The organism is Streptosporangium sp. NPDC002607 (assembly GCF_053592655.1).
In genome coordinates this window covers 70333-86220 of the sequence record NZ_JBSFWD010000027.1, presented here as the reverse complement: position 1 = coordinate 86220, position 15888 = coordinate 70333, and the positions used below count along the sequence as shown (strand labels likewise).

Here is a 15888-nt window from a genome sequence, read left to right as displayed (position 1 = left end):
ACTGGCGCACCCGGCGCCGGAGGAACCGTCCTGCCCGCCTCCCCCTTTCGCCCGTTCGAGCGCACCAGACCGGTTTTCCCACGGACCGTCGCGGCGGATTCGTTGTTGTGCCGGACTCCGTGGGAGTGTTGCGGCTTATGAGTAGGTCGTTGAAGATGACACACATCCTGCTGGTGGCCGCGTTCGCCGCCGGCCTTTCCGCCTGTTCGGCGGCGGACGGCTCGTCCGCCTCCTCCACCGCTCCGGCCGTCTCCGCCTCTCCCTCCGGCCCCGAGAGCACCCCCACCCCTGCTCCTGCCGTCACCGTCACCGTCACCGCGGAGCCCTCGTCTCCGGCCGGCTCGACCGACTCCCCCGCCGAGCTCGCGGTGGACGAGCCGGGCGACGGCGCCGGGGACACCGGACCCGCCGTCTACCTGCTCGGACCACTCGGCACGAGTCCGGGACAGCCGGGCTGGATCACCGTGCAGACCGGTGACGGCGATGTGCAGTCGGTCATGCTCAGCCCGGACGCGGTGGTGCTCGACGCGCGGGGAACGATCTGCGACACGGGCAAGGTCCCGCACAGGTGCACCGCGGCACAACTGGAGAGGGCGCTCAACGCGCGAAAGCCCCTGAACGCCAAGGTGATGCTCCAGGGCGAGGTGGCGGTAAAGATCGAGGCGACCACCGGGAAGTGACCGGGTCCGGCGGATCCACGCATTCGGCTACGTGGATCCGCCGGTCGGCCGCGGTGAGGTGCGGGTCAGCCCACCGTGCAGGGTGTGCCGTTCAGGGTGAACTCGGTCGGCCTGGGGTTGGCGCCGGTGTAGGTGCCGTTGAACCCGATGCCGGTCGAGGCGCCGGGCGCGATGCTCGCGTTCCACGACAGGTTCGTCGCGGCGACGGCGGCGCCCGACTGCGACCAGGTCGCCGACCAGGCGGGCAGGGTGACCTTCTGGTTGCCGGGGAAGGTGAACCGCAGCGTCCAGCCGTTGACGGCCGAGGTGCCGGTGTTGGCGATGGCCAGGTTGGCGCTGAAGCCACCTCCCCAGTCGTTGACCGTGTAGGTGACCTTGCAGGTGCCGCCCTCGCCGCCACCGCCGCCCGTGGTCGCGGTCACCGTGGCCGAGCGGGCCGAGCGGTTGCCCGCCGCGTCACGCGCGTACACCGCGAACGTGTAGGCGGTGCTCGCCGACAGCCCTGTGACGGCTGCCGAGTTGGTCGTCGGCGTCGCCACCGTGGTCTCGGTCGTGCCCTGCACCCGCACCACGTCGTAGCCCGTCACGCCGACGTTGTCGCCGGACGCCGTCCACGACAGGTTCACCGACGACGAGGTCACGTTCGACACCGTCGGGGTGCCCGGCGCCGTCGGCGGGCTGGTGTCCACGGCGGACTCGTAGGTCAGCCCGTAGCCGTAGGGGAAGAGCGGGGTCTTGCCGTCCCCGTCGTTGATCGGCTGCTGGCCGGCGCTGTTCATCCAGGTCACCGGGAGCCTGCCGGTGGGCTGGGTGAGGCCGAAGAGCACGTCGGCGACGCCCTGCCCCTCGGTGCCCGGCAGCCAGGAGGCCACCAGTGCGTTCCACCCGGAGAGCTGGGAGGAGATGTCCAGCGGGCGGCCGGAGACCAGGACCACGATCACCGGCACACCGGAGGCGCGCAGCGTGTTGATGGTGTTCAGGTCCGCGCTGTCCAGCCCCATGGCTCCGGTGCGGTCTCCCTGACCTTCCGCGTACGGGGTCTCGCCCACCACCGCGATCGCCGCCCGGTAGGAGGAGTCGATGCCGCTGCCGGTCTGGTTGTAGGTCACCGTCGTGGAGGATCCGACGGTGTTGCGGATCCCCTGCAGGATGGTGGTGCCGGGAGTGATGTTCCCCGACGAGCCCTGCCAGGAGATCGTCCAGCCGCCGCTCTGGTAGCCGATGTTGTCGGCGCTCCTGCCCGCGACGAAGATCTTGCCGCCGCCGGTGGCCAGCGGCAGGACGTTCCCGCCGTTCTTCAGCACCACCTGCGACCTCGCCACCGCCTGGCGGGCCAGGGCGCGATGCGCGCCGCTGCCCACGGTCGAGGTGTAGGTCCGGTCGGCCAGTGGCTTCTCGAAGAGTCCCAGCTCGAACTTCTTGGTCAGGATGCGCCTCGTGGCGTCGTCGATGCGGGACAGCGGCACCCGCCCCGCCTGCACCTCGGCGCGGAGCAGGTCGATGAACTGCCGCCAGGCCTCGGGCTCCATCACCATGTCGATGCCGGCGTTGATCGCGGTTCGCACGTCGACGGCGGAGAGCCCGAGAGCGCCGTCGATCTGGTCGACGCCGTTCCAGTCGGAGACGACGAAGCCGGTGAAGCCCAGCTCGCCCTTGAGTACCGAGGTGACCAGATACTGGTTCCCGTGCAGCCTGCTGCCGTTCCAGCTGCTGAACGAGACCATCACCGAACCCACCCCGCGGTCCACCGCGGCCCTGAACGGCGGCAGGTGGACCGCCCGCAGCTCGGTCTCGGTCAGCCGCGTGTCGCCCTGGTCGACGCCGTTCGCGGTGCCTCCGTCGCCGACATAGTGCTTGGCGGTGGCCAGCACCGAGGCCGGCCCGTTCAGCGCCGCGCCCTGCGTGCCCGTGATGAAGCTCGTCATCGACGAAGGGATCTCCGGCAGTTCCCCGAAGGACTCGTAGGTGCGGCCCCACCGGTCGTTGCGCGCCACGCACACGCAGGGGGCGAAGTTCCAGTCGACGCCCGTCCCGGTGACCTCCTCGGCGACCGCCCGGCCGATCTGCTGCACCAGGGCGGGATCCCGGGTGGCGCCGAGCCCGATGTTGTGCGGGAAGATCGTCGCGCCGACCACGTTGTTGTGGCCGTGCACCGCGTCCACGCCGTAGATCATGGGGATGCCCAGCGGCGTCGCGAGGGCGGCGTTCTGGTAGCCGTCGTACATGTTCGCCCAGGAGGTGGCGTTGTTGGGCGAGGGCACCGAACCGCCGCCGGACAGCACCGAGCCGAGCCGGTAGGTGGTGACGTCGGAGTTGCCGACCGAGCCGCGTTCCGCCTGGGTCATCTGGCCGATCTTCTCATCCAGCGTCATCCGCGAGAGGAGGTCGGCGACCCTGGTCGCCACCGGCAGGCCGGGATCCTGGTAGGGATTCACGGCCGTCGTCGCCGTCGCCGTCGCCGGGACGGATATCCCGGCCGCCAGCAGCAGTGCGGCGAGCCCGACGCGGAGACGGCGGCCCGGCCGGCCCGGCCGGTCGGTCAGGAGGGAGGTGCGCACATCAGGCCCCTTCGGGGAGTTCTTCCGGAAAAGCGGGTCGGACGGTGCAGGGCGGCGCGATGGCCGACGAACCGGCGGCACGGCTTGCACAGGCCACTGTGGGAGCGCTCCCACATCTCGCACCATAGAACGGGGGCCAAGGGAACTCCACCTCCTCACCGGCCTGCCGTCCCGACATTCACCGGGCTACCTGGACGGACTCGCCCCGGCCCACCCGCCGCCCGGTGAAAATTTCACCTCGGCCCAAGCCGCACAGGTCCTCGGCGGTTCCCGGCGGATCGCCGTACCGCTGATCTGCTAGAACGGTGTTCATGCCGCAAACCCGCCGGCAGGCGGGCACCACAGAGGGCACGCAGAGGTCGCGTAGATGTTGAAGCTGGACCGGTTGGTGAACGTTCTCGGTGGCTACGGGGCTCGGCTGTGCTGCGCTCCGGCGTCGCGGGACGTCGAGCTGCGCAGCGTGGTGGTGCATGATCCGACCGACACCCGCCCCGCGACCGGTGACGTGTTCCTGGCGGTGGGCGTGGAGTCGGCGTCCGACGCCGTACGCCTGGCACAGGCGGCACGGGCCGTCACGGTGCTGGTGCACGGGAACCCTCCCCTCGACGAGAGCGCGCTGGAACAGGCTCGTGCCGGTGGGATCGCCGTGCTGCTCGTCGAACCGGCGGTGTCCTGGAGCCAGCTCCTCGGCGTGGTGTACGGCCTGGTGCTCGAAGGCAGCCAGGCCGGGCGGGGGCCGAACGATCTGCTGGCCTTCGCGGACACGCTCGCGGCCGAACTCGGCTACGCGGTGACGATCGAGGACCAGATGTCGCGGGTCCTGGCCTACTCCGGCTCGCAGCAGACCGCCGATCCGGCACGGCTGGAGACGATCCTGGGCAGGCGGGTGCCGGACGCCATGCGCCGGCTGTTCGAGCGGGAGGGCGTCTTCGCCCATCTGGCGACCTCCGACGAGCCGCTGTTCGTCGACCCCTCACCGGCACACGGCCTCAGAGGCCGCATGGTGGTCGCGGTGCGGGCGGGGCGCGAGCTGCTGGGATCGATCTGGGTCGAGTGCGAGAGCCCGCTGTCCGACACCCGCCGGACCATCCTGGAGGACGGGGCGCGGGCGGTCGCACTGCACCTGCTGCGTTCCCGGGTCAGCGCGGACCTGGAGCGTCAGGTGGAGTCCGATCTCGTCATCCAGCTGCTGGAGGGAACCGCCGACGCGGCCGCGGTGATCAGCAGGCTCGGCCTGCCCCGGGAGCGGTTCCGGGTGATCGCGCTCCAGGCGCACATCGCCGAGGAGCGGCATGCCGCGATCCTGCTGGCCTTCGAACGCGCGACCACCGGTTTCGGCTGGTCGCGGCCGGGACGGAGCGCACTGTTCGGCAACACCCTGTACACGGTGCTGCCCTGCGACAACGACGCCACGCCCGTCCTGGACTGGCTCACCGCGATCGCGAACGTGCTGCCGCGGCGGGTCACCGTGCTCGCCGGTGTCGGCGGCCCGGCGGGGCCCACCCAGCTGGCCGCGAGCAGGCAGGAGGCCGACGAGAGCCTCGCCCTCCGGGCGGTGCGGCCCGCCGGCGCCCCGGCGGTCGTCTACGACGAGGCGTGGGACGAGATCCTGCTGCAACGCCTCCGGTCCGCCGCCTCGGCGGGGCGTACCCCCGCCCGCGGGCCGGTCGCCGAACTGACCCGGCATGACTCCGAGCACGGCACCCAGTACATCGCGACGTTGCGCGCGTGGCTGGAGGCGCAGGGCGATCTGGCCGTCGCCGCCGGCCGCCTCAGTGTCCACCCGAACACCGTCCGTTACCGGCTGCGGAAGATGGCCGAGATCACGAACCTCCAGCTCGAACTACCGGAGAAGCGGCTGGCGATGATCATCGCGCTGGCCGTCGGCCGGGCCTAGCCTCGCGGGGCGGAGGAGGGAGCCGCGGTGGGCGCCAGATCCGGGGCCCAGCTCCCGGCGCTTGTCGCCGCACGACAAAACACATCATTGTGCTTGTCCGAAACGCACACACCGTTCTCTGTCCATGCCAGCGATGCTCGAAACAGGCAATGAATGTCAGAGCGGAGAAAATGGTCATGGGCATCGACGGTGGGCCGCGTACGGCGGTGGTGATCGGCGCCGGCGTGGTGGGGTTGTCCACCGCCTGGTTCCTGCAGGAGCGCGGCGTGGAGGTCACGGTCGTCGACCGGGACGACGTGGCCGCGGGCGCGTCGTGGGGCAACGCGGGCTGGCTCTCCCCTGGGCTGGCCATACCGCTGAACGAGCCCGGCATCCTCCGCTACGGCCTGCGCTCCCTGCTCGACCCGAGCGCCCCGCTGCACATACCGGCCACCCCCGACCCGGCGCTGCTGTCGTTCCTCACCCGGTTCGCCCTGAACTGCAGCTGGAAGTCCTGGGGCCGTGCCGTACGGGCCAACCTCCCGTTCAACGAGGAGTGCCTGGAGGCGTTCGACGTGCTCACCGCGAACGGCGTCGAGGCCCCCACGGTCGAGGCCCCGATCATGGCCGCCTTCGAGACCCCGCGGCAGGCGGTGGCGCTCCTGCACGAGCTCCAGCGCATCAACGAGTCCGGCCTGGAGATCAAGTACAGCGCGTTCGAGGGTGACGATCTCGGCAGGCAGGCGCCGCAGCTCTCCTCGCGCGCGCGGGCCGGGATCCGGCTGGACGGGCAGCGCTACGTCGACCCCGGAGAGTTCACCCGGTCTCTCGCCCGCTCCGTCGTCGCCCGGGGCGCCACGATCCGGTCCGGCTTCCGGGTGATCGACGTCTACTCCCACTCCGGCGGGATCGCCGTCCGGTCGAGTGACGGGGACTCCGTCAGCGCCGACGCCGTCGTGCTGGCCACCGGCGCCTGGCTGAACCAGCTCGGCGCCTCCTGGGGCGTCCGGGTGCCGGTACGTGCCGGACGCGGTTACTCGTTCACCGTGCCGACGGACGAGCCCGTACCCGGGCCGATCTACCTGCCCGCCGTGCGGGTGGCCTGCACGCCCTACCAGGGCAAGCTGCGCGTCGCCGGCACGATGGAGTTCCGGGACGCCGACGCCCCCCTGTACCAGAGGCGCGTCGACGCGATCATCGCGTCCGCCCGGCCGCTGCTCAGCGGCGTCTCCTGGGAGGAGCGCACCGACACCTGGGTCGGTCCGCGCCCCGTCACCCCCGACGGCAGGCCGCTGATCGGCGCCACCCGTGCCCCCGGCAGGTACGTCGCCGGTGGCCACGGCATGTGGGGATTCACCCACGGGCCGGTCACCGGTCGCATGCTGGCCGAGCAGATCACCACCGGAAAGCAGCCCGTGGCCCTACGGGACTTCGACCCCGTCCGCTGAGGCGGGACGGTTCGGTCCGCGGGCGGTGATCAGGACGCTGCCCGAGGGGATCGTGGCCCAGTCGGCGATGCCGTCGCGGATCCAGGCCACGGTCCCCGCGCCGTACTCGGCCGCCAGCTCCGCGCGATGGGCGTCGAGCCGCTCCAGGATCCGCCGGTAGAACGGCTCGGTGTGCTCGGTGAGGTCCTCGACGGCGTCGACGCCGAGACCGGCCGCGCGCAGGATCTCCAGGTACACCCCGGCCTGCTCGATGGAGTGGACCTGGAACATCTCGAAGTACGTCGCCAGCCGAGGCCGCAGGTCGTCGGTGACGGGAACGTGCAGGCACGGGGCCTCCACCACCAACCGGCCACCGGGCCGCAGCACCCGGACGAGCTCGGCGAAGAGCGGCTCCGGCGCGAAGTGCGGCGTCGACTCGAAGACCAGTACCGCGTCGAACGCACCGTCGGGGTAGGGCATGGCCAGCGCGTCGCACCGCTCGAAGGAGACCAGCGGCTCCACGCCCCGCTCGCGCGCCCACGCCCTCCCCCGTTCCAGCGCCCGCTCGTCGACGTCGATCGCCGTCACCCGCGCCCCGGTGCGCTCCGCCACCGTCACCGCGGGACGCCCGTTCCCACAGCCCACGTCCAGCACCAGCTCACCGGCCCGCGCGTCCAGGCGGTCGACCACGACCCCGGTCAGCCGGTCGGTGGCCTCCTCGATCGGCGTGTCGTCGTCGGGTCCCGACCAGTAGCCGTAGTGCAGGTCGAGCCCGCCGACCTTCTCCGTCAATGAGGCCAGGTAGTCGTAGGAACCCGTCGTGGGATACGGCGTGCTGGGCATCTTTCCTCCGTACGCTGATCCGGCTCACCGGCTACCAGGACACCGGCAGTGATTCGAGGCTGTAGGCCGCGTTCATCGGGGTGAACCGGAGCTCCTCGAACGGGACGTCCAGCCGCAGGCCGGGGAAGCGGTTCAGCAGGCGGGGAACGCAGACCCGTAGTTCCAGCCTGGCCAGCTCGGCGCCCAGGCAGTAACGGGCGCCGTGCCCGAAGGCGAGATGGGGCAGCGGCTCGCGGGTGATGTCGAACCGGTCGGTGTCGGGCCCCAGGACGGCGTCACGGTTGGCCGACGGCAGGGAGCACAGGACGTACTCCCCCGCCCGGATCTCCTGGCCGCCGACCGTGACGTCCTCCTCGGCGGTGAAGACCTTGCCGAAGGAGACCACCGACAGATGGCGGAGCATCTCCTCGACCGCGCGGTCCACGTCGGCCGAACCGGCGCGCAGCGCCGCGGCCTGGCCGGGGTGGCGCAGCAGGAGCAGGGCTCCCAGCCCGATCGTGCCGGCCGTCGTCGCGTACCCCGCGAGCAGCAACTGGGCGGCGATCCCGGCCAGCTCGGCGTCGGAGAGATCCGCGCCGTACGACGAGATCAGCCTGCCGACAAGGCCGTCGCCGTCGCCGGGATCGCGGCGGCACCGGGAGACGAACGCGCTCAGGTAGGTGTCCAGCTCTGCGAAGGCGACCGCCTGCTCCAGCGGCCTCGGGGTGAAGTCGAGGAGGACGTCGGCATTGCGCCGCAGCCCCTCCCGGTCGGGCTCGGGGATCCCGAGGAGTTCGAGGAAGATCCGTGCCGGGACCGGGAGCGCGAAGTCCGCGATCAGGTCGGCGCCAGGCCCGGAACGGCACATCGCCGCCATCCGCTCGTCGGCCACGGCCTCGACACGCGGGCGCAGCGCCCGCAGCCGGCGGGCCCCGAACTCCGCGTTGAGCATCCGCCGGAGGCGCGCGTGCTCGCGGGGGGCGTACGTCGAGAAGAAGCCGGGGCGCGGCGGCGGGAACCCTCCCGGAGGCTCCGGCGGCGGGATCGGGCCGTCGACCGCCGCCCTGGAGCTGAATCGCCACTGGTCCGCGACCACGCGGCGGGCGTCGGCGTAGCGGGTGACCATCCACGCGCTCGCCCCGGTCGAGAGGGTGACCCGGACCACCGGCTCCTCGGCCCGCAACCGGGCGAACTCCTCGGCCGGGTCGAGGGGGCAGACGCTGGAGCGGCGGACGAAGAGCGGTACCGGCGGGCCGTCGTCGATCACGGCGGTCACGCGTGCGGGGAGGGGGAGAGCGGGTCGTCGCGGTGCCGCACACCGAGGTCGCCGAGGCGGGTCACGATGTCGGTGACGAGTGCCGCCTCCGCGTCCACCGGATAGAAATGGTCCCCGGGGAAGGTCAGCAGCTCGAACCCCGCGGACGCGACGCGGTTCCAGGCGCGCATCTCGTCGTGGCTCACGCGCCGGTCGTCCGCCCCCAGGTAGGCGGTGATCGGAGCGGCGATCCTCGGGGTGGCGGCGGGCCGGTAGGCGTACAGCAGGTCGTGGTCCGCCCGCAACGCGATCATCGCCAGGTCCATCAGCTCGGGGAAGCGCAGCAGCGCCGGATCCGCGGCCGCGGCCTGCTCGGCGAGTTGCTCGTCACCGATGGGAATCCGCCGCGCGTCGCTCGCGCACAGGTGCGGCGCCGCGTGCGCGGACACCAGCAGCGACGCCGGGGAGATCCCGTGCTCCCCGGCGAGCCTGACCGCGACCTCGTACGCGACCACGGCGCCCATGCTGTGCCCGAACAGGACGAGCGGGCGGTCGGCCATGGGGAGGAGCACCTGGCAGACATGGTCGACGAGGGGCTCCATCCGGTCGATCGGCCGCTCGTTGATGCGGTTCTGCCTGCCCGGGTAGCACACGGCGGACAGCTCGATGTCCTCGGGCAGGTGGTCCTGCCATCCCCGGTAGAAACTCGGTGACCCCCCGGCGTGGGGAAAGCAGATCAGGCGCAGCCGAGGCTCGGCGAGCACCTGCCGCCGGCGCAGCCACATGCACTGATCCGCCGGGATCGTCTCGGTCATGAAAGATCACTCCTTTCGAGAACCGGGCGCGGACCGCCCGCCCCGGTCTCTCCCTCGCCGTCCGCCCACGTCACGGCGAGTGCCTTCGCCAGGCCCTCGATCGTCGGAGCGACGAACAGTGCCTTGACCGGAAGCTGAACCCCGAATCGCTCCTTGCAGCGCTGGACCACCTGCAGCGCGCTCAGCGAGTGCCCGCCCAGGAGGAAGAAGTCGTCGCGCCTCCCGATCGTGTCGACGCCGAGCACGTCCTGCCAGACGGCCAGCAGCTCCAGCTCGCGAGGACTCCACTCGTCGGTGCCACCGGCGGGTGGCACGGCGGGGTGGCGCGGGCGAGGAGGTCGTGACCGGGCGGCGGGCACGGCGGGGCGCCGCGCGGCCTGCCCCGCGCTCCCCGGCGGCTGGGCGGAGACGACCACCTGTCCCAGGGGAAGGGCCGCCAGGCACCTCTCGAAGGCCTCGACTCCCTCCTCGGGGCTCAACCCGCCGCTCAGCCCCTCACCGGTGAGCTCACGGTGGCGCAGTTCCATGTCACGGGCCATTCCCACCCCGTTCCAGCGGTCCCAGTTGATCGACAGCACCGGCAGGCCGTCGCGCCGCGCGCAGAGGGCGAACGTGTCGAGGAAGGCGTTGGCCGCCCCGTAGCAGGTGAGCCCGGGAACCCCGGAGAACGAGGCCAGCGAGGAGAACAGCGCGACGAAGTCGGGAAGCGCGCCGACCTCCCGCAGGACGGAGACCAGGGTGGAGGTCCCCTCGGTCTTGGCCCGCAACGCGGTGGCGACGTCGTCCTCGGCCAGGAACTCCGCCATGCCGCCCCCCGGCACACCGGCGGCGTGGATCACTCCGTGGATCTCGCCGAACCGCGACCGCGTCTCGTCGAGAACCTCCCCGAGGCGCCGGGCGTCGGCGACGTCCGCGCCGCGTACCAGGACCTCGTCTCCCCGGCCCGCGAGGAGAGCCGTCACCGCCTCGCCCTCCCGGCTTCCGGGCCCGTGCGGCGGGAACTCCCCGGATGCTCCGCGCCCGATCAGGACGAGCCGTGCCGAGTACGTGTCCGCGAGGTGCCCGGCCAGCCGCAGCCCGATCCCGCTCGTCCCCCCGGTGATCACGTAGGTCCCGCCCCGGCGTATCCGGGGGCCCGTTCCCGGTGTCACCCGCAGCGGCTCGAAGTGGCGCAGCCAGCGGTGTCCTGCCCGCAGGCCGATCGGGTCCTCGCCCGGATCCCCGCCCGGATCCTCGCGGGAAGGGCGGCAGAGCTCGGCGAGGAGCTCCGTGGCCCGGGTTCCGTGCTCCTTTCCGTCACCGGGATCCAGGTCCACGAGCCGGATGCGCGCGTCGGCCAGCTCGTGGCGGAGCGGCCCCGCGGCTCCGATCGTGAGGGCCGCGCGCGGGTCGAGCCGCTCGCCTCCGGTGATCTCCAGGGCACCCCTGGTGACCAGGGAGAGATCGGCCCGCGGCCGGCCGCTCAGGGCACGGGCCAGGCCGACGACGTGGCCCAGCGGCGGGCAGGTCCGCGAGAGCGGCGGCGATCCCCAGAGGCAGACGATCCGCAGCGGTCCGGCCGCGTCGGCCTCCACCGTCTTCAGGAGCCTTTCGTAGTCCTCCCCGCACCCGGGGTCGATCGTGATCCGGTCCGGGGCCGCGCGCTGGAACGCGCGTCCCGGGGTGACGACGACCGTGGTGGCCCCGTACTCCGCCAGCTTCACGCTGATCGCCTCGGCGAGGGGCGAGGAGTCGGAGAGCAGGATCCAGCGGTGCTCCCGCACCGCCGGCCCCGGATCCGCCGGCACCTCCACGGCCCTCCTCCAGGTGACCCCGTACAGGCCGTCGGGTGAGCGTTCCGCACCGGAGAGGGCGGCGGGCTCTGTGGCGCGCACCGGGTCCGGCGGGCGGGTGACGGTGGGCGCGAAGGGATAGGGCACCGCGGGCAGCCGGAGCCGCCGTTCCGGCCAGAGCGAGGGCAGGTCGACCTCGACGCCCGCCTCCCACAACCGGCCCAGCGCGCGGAGCAGGACCTCCCTGTCGGCCCGCTCCTCCATCGGGTGGCGGGTGACGTTGACGACCACGGAGTCCGTGCCCGCCCGTACCCGGACCGGCGTGCTCAGCGTCGTGCCGGGACCCACCTCGACGAGGATCTTCGGCCCGTCGGCCAGGACGTGGTCGAGTGCGGCGTCGAACCTGACCGTCGCCCGCAGATGGGTCACCCAGTACTCAGGGTCGGCGAAGTCGGCGTCGTCGGTCCCCGTCACAGCTGAGATCAGGCGCATCGAGGGGGCACGCAGCGCGATCCCGGCGAGGAAGCCGCGAAACTCCCCGAGTACGGGGTCGACCAGGGCCGAATGCGCGGCGGTGCCGAGCGGCAGGAGGCGGCCGGTGATCCCGCGCCGGTCCAGCAGCTCCCTGACCTCGGCGATGTAGGCGGCGGGGCCGGCGAGCACGCAGGACGCCGGGCCGTTGACCACCGACAGGCACACTCCCTCTCCGAGGAAGGGCTCGACCTCCCGCTCGGAGGCCGGAACCGCCAGCATCGCCCCGTCGTGCAGCGAGGCCAGCAGCTCGCCGCGTTTGGACACGACGGCGAGGGCGTCGCGCAGCGACATGACGCCCGCGACGCAGGCCGCCGCGTACTCACCGAGGCTGTGCCCCATCAGCAGGGAGGGGATCACCCCTTGGGACATGAGGAGCCGGGCGAGCGAGATCTCCATGACGAACACGGCGGGCAGCTCCAGGGAGGGGTCGCTCTCCCCGTCCGGGACGGCGACCGGCATCGCGCCGGGCCCGTCCGCCCACAGGGCACCCAACCGCCCGGCGGCGGAGCGGTCCGGCAGCAGGTCCAGGCACTCGTCCACGGCCACGCGGAAGACCGGCTCCTCGTGGTAGAGCTCGCGCCCCATCCCGGGATACCGCGTTCCGCCACCGGGGAACATGAACACCACGTCGGCGTTGCCCGCACGGCCAGCGGAGGCGGTTCCGCCGGCCGCGCGCCCGCGCAGCTCCGCCACGGCGTGGAAGCGGTCGCGGAAGACTCCGGCATGGCGGAAGGGGAGATGGCGACGGCCGACCGCGAGGGTACGGGCGAGGTCGGCGAACTCGGGATCGGAGACGTCACCGAGGGCGTTCGCGCAGGCTCCGGCCATCTCGGCGAGGGCCGTCTCGTCACGCGCGGACAGCGCGACGAGCTGCCACGGAGGGGCCGGGGCGGTGGGCGGGCGCGGCGGCGGCTCCTCAAGGATCACGTGGGCGTTGGTGCCACCGATACCGAAGGAGCTGACGGCCGCCCGGCGGGGGACATCCGTGAGCGGCCAGTCCTCCTCCGCCGCCGCGAGACGGAACGGGCTCGTCTCGAAGTCGATCTCAGGGTTGGGGTGCGGTGAGACGACGGGGCTGGGCGGGATCCGGCCGTGCTGGACCATCAGCGCGGCCTTGATGAAACCGGCCACTCCGGCTGCCGCGTCGGTGTGCCCGATGTTCGATTTCACCGAGCCCAGCCGGCAGTATCCACGCCCGGTCGCCCCCGCCGCCCGGTAGGCCCGGGTCAGCGCGGTGACCTCCACCGCGTCTCCGAGCGCCGTGGCCGTTCCGTGGGCCTCGACGTAGGCGACGGTGTCCGGGTCGACACCGGAGACCGCGAGCGCGGCCTCCACCGCGGCCTGCTGGCCGCGGACGCCGGGTGCCGCGTAGCTGAGCTTGTCCGAACCGTCGTTGGTGACCGCGCTTCCGGTGACCACCGCGTAGACGCGGTCGCCGTCGGCCAGGGCGTCCCCGAGCCTGCGCAGCACCACGATCCCGAGGCCGTCCGCGGGGACGAACCCCGACGCGTCCCGGTCGAAGGACCGGACATGGCCGTCGGCGGACCAGACGCCGCCCTCCTGGTGCAGGTAGCCCTGCCTGCGCAGCGGCGTCCAGGAGACCCCGCCGGCCAGGGCCATGTCACAGTCGTGGGTGATGAGCGCCCGGCAGGCGAGGTGGATCGCGACGAGCGAGGTGGAGCAGGCGGCCTGCACGGTGATGCTCGGCCCGGTCAGGCCGAGCTTGTAGGAGGCCCGGGTGGAGAGGAAGTCCTTGTCGTCGGCGGCCGCCAGGAGGTCCGCGGAGGTGCCGAGAAAGGCCCCGCGGTCCCTGTCCCGGTGCGTGCCGAGGGTCTGCCCCGCGTAGACGCCGATGGTGCCGGGGAAGTGGTCGGGCGCGTGGCCGGTGTCGTCCAGGGCGTGCCAGGCGGCTTCGAGGAACATGCGTTGCTGCGGGTCCATGAGGGCCGCCTCGCGCGCCGAGTAGCCGAAGAAGGAGGCGTCGAACCGGTCGGCGTCCCAGAGGATGCCACCGGCGGGAACGAGCTCGGGATCGGCGAGGCGCGCCTCGCTCGCCCCGCCCTCCCGCAGCTCGTCCGGGGTGAGCTCGGAGATGCCCCGGCGGCCCTCGGCGATGAGGCGCCAGTATTCGGCGACGTCGCGCGCGCCGGGAAAGCGGCAGGCGATGCCGACGACCGCGATGTCGGCGCCCGAGACGCCGACACCCGCGATGTCGGCGCCGTCCGCGTTCGTCGGTTTCAACTCTGTCGTCCTTTCCAGCGGCGTTCCTCCAGTGACCGGCTTCCGGCGAGCAGGTTCCTCCTGCTCGCCGCGGCCGTCGCGAGGTCTCGCCCGGACCGGTCACGATCCCCGGCGCGCGTGTCGAGAAGTGCCGCGAGCGACCGCACGTCGGGGGCCGCGATGAGGTCGGCGACGGGGAGCAGGACCCCCCGGCGTTCGTGGATGTCGGCCTGGAGGGTGATGAGATCGACCGAGGTCCCGCCCAGCTCGAAGAAGTTCTCCTCCGCGCCGACCTCGTCGAGTCCCAGGAGCAGCCCCACCATCTCGGCCACCTCCCGCTCTCCCGGACGCGAGGACACCGCGTGGCCGTGCCGCGGCCGGCCGCCCGCCGGGCTCGGCAGCGCCGCGCGGTCGACCTTGCCGTGGGAGGTCAGCGGGAGCCGGTCCAGCGTCACGAAGAGCGACGGGATCATGTACGGGGGGAGCTGACCGGCGAGCAGCTCGCGCAACTCGCCGGCGGGAACCCCCGGCCCCCGCGAGAGCTGCGCGTACGCGGTGAGCCTGGCGGTTCCGGTCTCCTCACCGGTGGTGGTCACCGCCGCTCCGGTGACGCGCGGGTGGCGCATCAGGGCCGCCTCGACCTCGCCGGGTTCGATCCGGTATCCCCGGACGTTGAGCTGCTCGTCGATCCTCCCCACGAAGTCGATCTCTCCCCCGGGCAGCCGCCGGGCGAGGTCGCCGGTACGGTACAGGCGCGCGCCCGGGCGCCTCGCGAACCTGTCGGGGACGAACCTCTCGCGGGTCAGGTCGGGCCGCTTCAGGTATCCCCGCGCCACACCGCGCCCTCCGACGCACAGTTCGCCGGTCTCCCCCTCCGCGACCGGGTCACCCGCCGCGTCGAGGATGTGGACCTCGACCCCGGCCAGCGGGCGTCCGACGGACGGCCTGCCCGCCCCCGGCCGGCAGCGCCCCGCCGTCGCGGACACGGTGGCCTCCGTCGGACCGTAGGCGTTGAACAGGCGCACTCTGGACGCCCACCGCTCCACCAGGAACTCCGGCAGCGCCTCGCCGCCCGAGGTGAGGGTGGTGACCGGTACCGGGACGTCCTCGGGCAGGGTGGCCAGCAGCGACGGAGCGCCGGACAGGTGGGTGATGTCCAGCTCGCACAGGACGCGGCTCAGCTCGCGGCCGTACAGCGGCACCCCGGCCCCGGGGACGCACAGGGTCGCGCCGTTGAGCAGGCTCATCGCGAATTCCCAGACCCAGGCGTCGAACGTGACCGGCGCGAACTGCAGGACGCGGGCCCCTTCGAGGTCGCCGAAGAGCAGCCGCAGCCCCTCCGCCAGGTTGGTCACGCCGCCGTGGTCCACCAGCACGCCCTTGGGGGTACCGGTCGATCCGGAGGTGTAGAGCACGTAGGCGAGACTGTCGGCCCGGGTCGCCGGTGCGGCGCTTCCCTTCGCCGATCCCGTGGCGGGATCCGGCCTTCCGAGGTCCGGCCGTACCGAGCGCAGGCCGTGTCCCGGCAGCAGTTCCTCCGGGTCCCGGTCGGCGACGACGATCCGGGCGCCCGTGTCGGACAGCACCAGCTCGTTCCGTCCCACCGGGTGCGACGGCGGCAGGGGCACGTAGGCGCCACCGGCCTTCCAGATGGCCAGGACCGCAGCGGGCAGCAGGAAGGAGCGCTCCATCAGCACCCCCACCGTGTCGCCCGCCCGCACCCCCGCCGCCACGAGCTCACCGGCCAGGACCGTGGCGTGCTCGCGCAGCTCCGCGTACGTCATCCGCCCGCCCGGGTGGACGAGAGCGTCACGCTCGGGCGCGACCTCGGCCCATCTCTCGAAGAGATGGTCGGCACCCACCTCTGCCCACCCCTCGCAGAGGCGGCCGGCACCGGCCGCGCCGCCGGCCGGTTCAAACCCGTGCATG

Annotated in this window: 9 protein-coding genes; 3 read left to right on the top strand and 6 right to left on the bottom strand. The window is 72.7% G+C overall.

Going from position 1 to position 15888, the window contains the following annotated elements:
- The first annotated feature begins 149 nt into the window (after window positions 1–149).
- Window positions 150–680: a hypothetical protein gene (locus ACWD3H_RS27890; protein WP_451957071.1), complete on the top strand. Its 531-nt coding sequence runs from the start codon at window positions 150–152 to the stop codon at window positions 678–680.
- A 65-nt stretch (window positions 681–745) separates the two neighbouring features.
- Here the strand turns inward: ACWD3H_RS27890 and ACWD3H_RS27885 are convergent, their stop codons facing one another.
- Window positions 746–3238 (bottom strand): glycoside hydrolase family 3 N-terminal domain-containing protein, encoded by a 2493-nt coding sequence (locus tag ACWD3H_RS27885; protein ID WP_451957070.1) that lies wholly within the window; start codon window positions 3236–3238, stop codon window positions 746–748.
- A 367-nt stretch (window positions 3239–3605) separates the two neighbouring features.
- Here ACWD3H_RS27885 and ACWD3H_RS27880 point away from each other — a divergent pair, with 367 nt between their 5' ends.
- Both ACWD3H_RS27880 and ACWD3H_RS27875 read left to right on the top strand, forming a co-directional pair.
- Entirely contained in the window at window positions 3606–5135 is a 1530-nt protein-coding gene (locus ACWD3H_RS27880; RefSeq protein ID WP_451957069.1) for a PucR family transcriptional regulator, read from the top strand.
- A gap of 176 nt (window positions 5136–5311) precedes the next feature.
- Window positions 5312–6562 carry an NAD(P)/FAD-dependent oxidoreductase gene (locus ACWD3H_RS27875; RefSeq protein ID WP_451957068.1) on the top strand — a complete coding sequence of 417 codons (1251 nt, stop codon included), beginning with the start codon at window positions 5312–5314 and terminating at the stop codon, window positions 6560–6562.
- Here ACWD3H_RS27875 and ACWD3H_RS27870 read toward each other — a convergent pair.
- Genes ACWD3H_RS27870 through ACWD3H_RS27850 form a run of 5 tightly spaced genes read right to left on the bottom strand, consistent with a single transcriptional unit; the run spans window position 6536 to window position 15887 of the window.
- Window positions 6536–7384 (bottom strand): methyltransferase domain-containing protein, encoded by an 849-nt coding sequence (locus ACWD3H_RS27870; protein WP_451957067.1) that lies wholly within the window; start codon window positions 7382–7384, stop codon window positions 6536–6538. The two genes, ACWD3H_RS27875 and ACWD3H_RS27870, sit on opposite strands and share 27 nt — an antisense overlap.
- A gap of 31 nt (window positions 7385–7415) precedes the next feature.
- Window positions 7416–8639 (bottom strand): cytochrome P450, encoded by a 1224-nt coding sequence (locus ACWD3H_RS27865; protein WP_451957066.1) that lies wholly within the window; start codon window positions 8637–8639, stop codon window positions 7416–7418.
- A complete protein-coding gene (locus ACWD3H_RS27860) occupies window positions 8636–9433 on the bottom strand; it encodes a thioesterase II family protein (RefSeq protein ID WP_451957065.1) in 798 nt (265 codons plus the stop codon). Before ACWD3H_RS27860 ends, ACWD3H_RS27865 begins: the two co-directional genes overlap by 4 nt.
- Window positions 9430–13980, bottom strand: a complete 4551-nt coding sequence (locus ACWD3H_RS27855; protein WP_451957064.1) for an SDR family NAD(P)-dependent oxidoreductase — start codon at window positions 13978–13980, stop codon at window positions 9430–9432. The genes ACWD3H_RS27860 and ACWD3H_RS27855 overlap by 4 nt, the downstream gene beginning before the upstream one ends.
- Window positions 13977–15887: a non-ribosomal peptide synthetase gene (locus ACWD3H_RS27850; RefSeq protein WP_451957063.1), complete on the bottom strand. Its 1911-nt coding sequence runs from the start codon at window positions 15885–15887 to the stop codon at window positions 13977–13979. Before ACWD3H_RS27850 ends, ACWD3H_RS27855 begins: the two co-directional genes overlap by 4 nt.
- Between the last annotated feature and the right edge of the window lies 1 nt (window position 15888).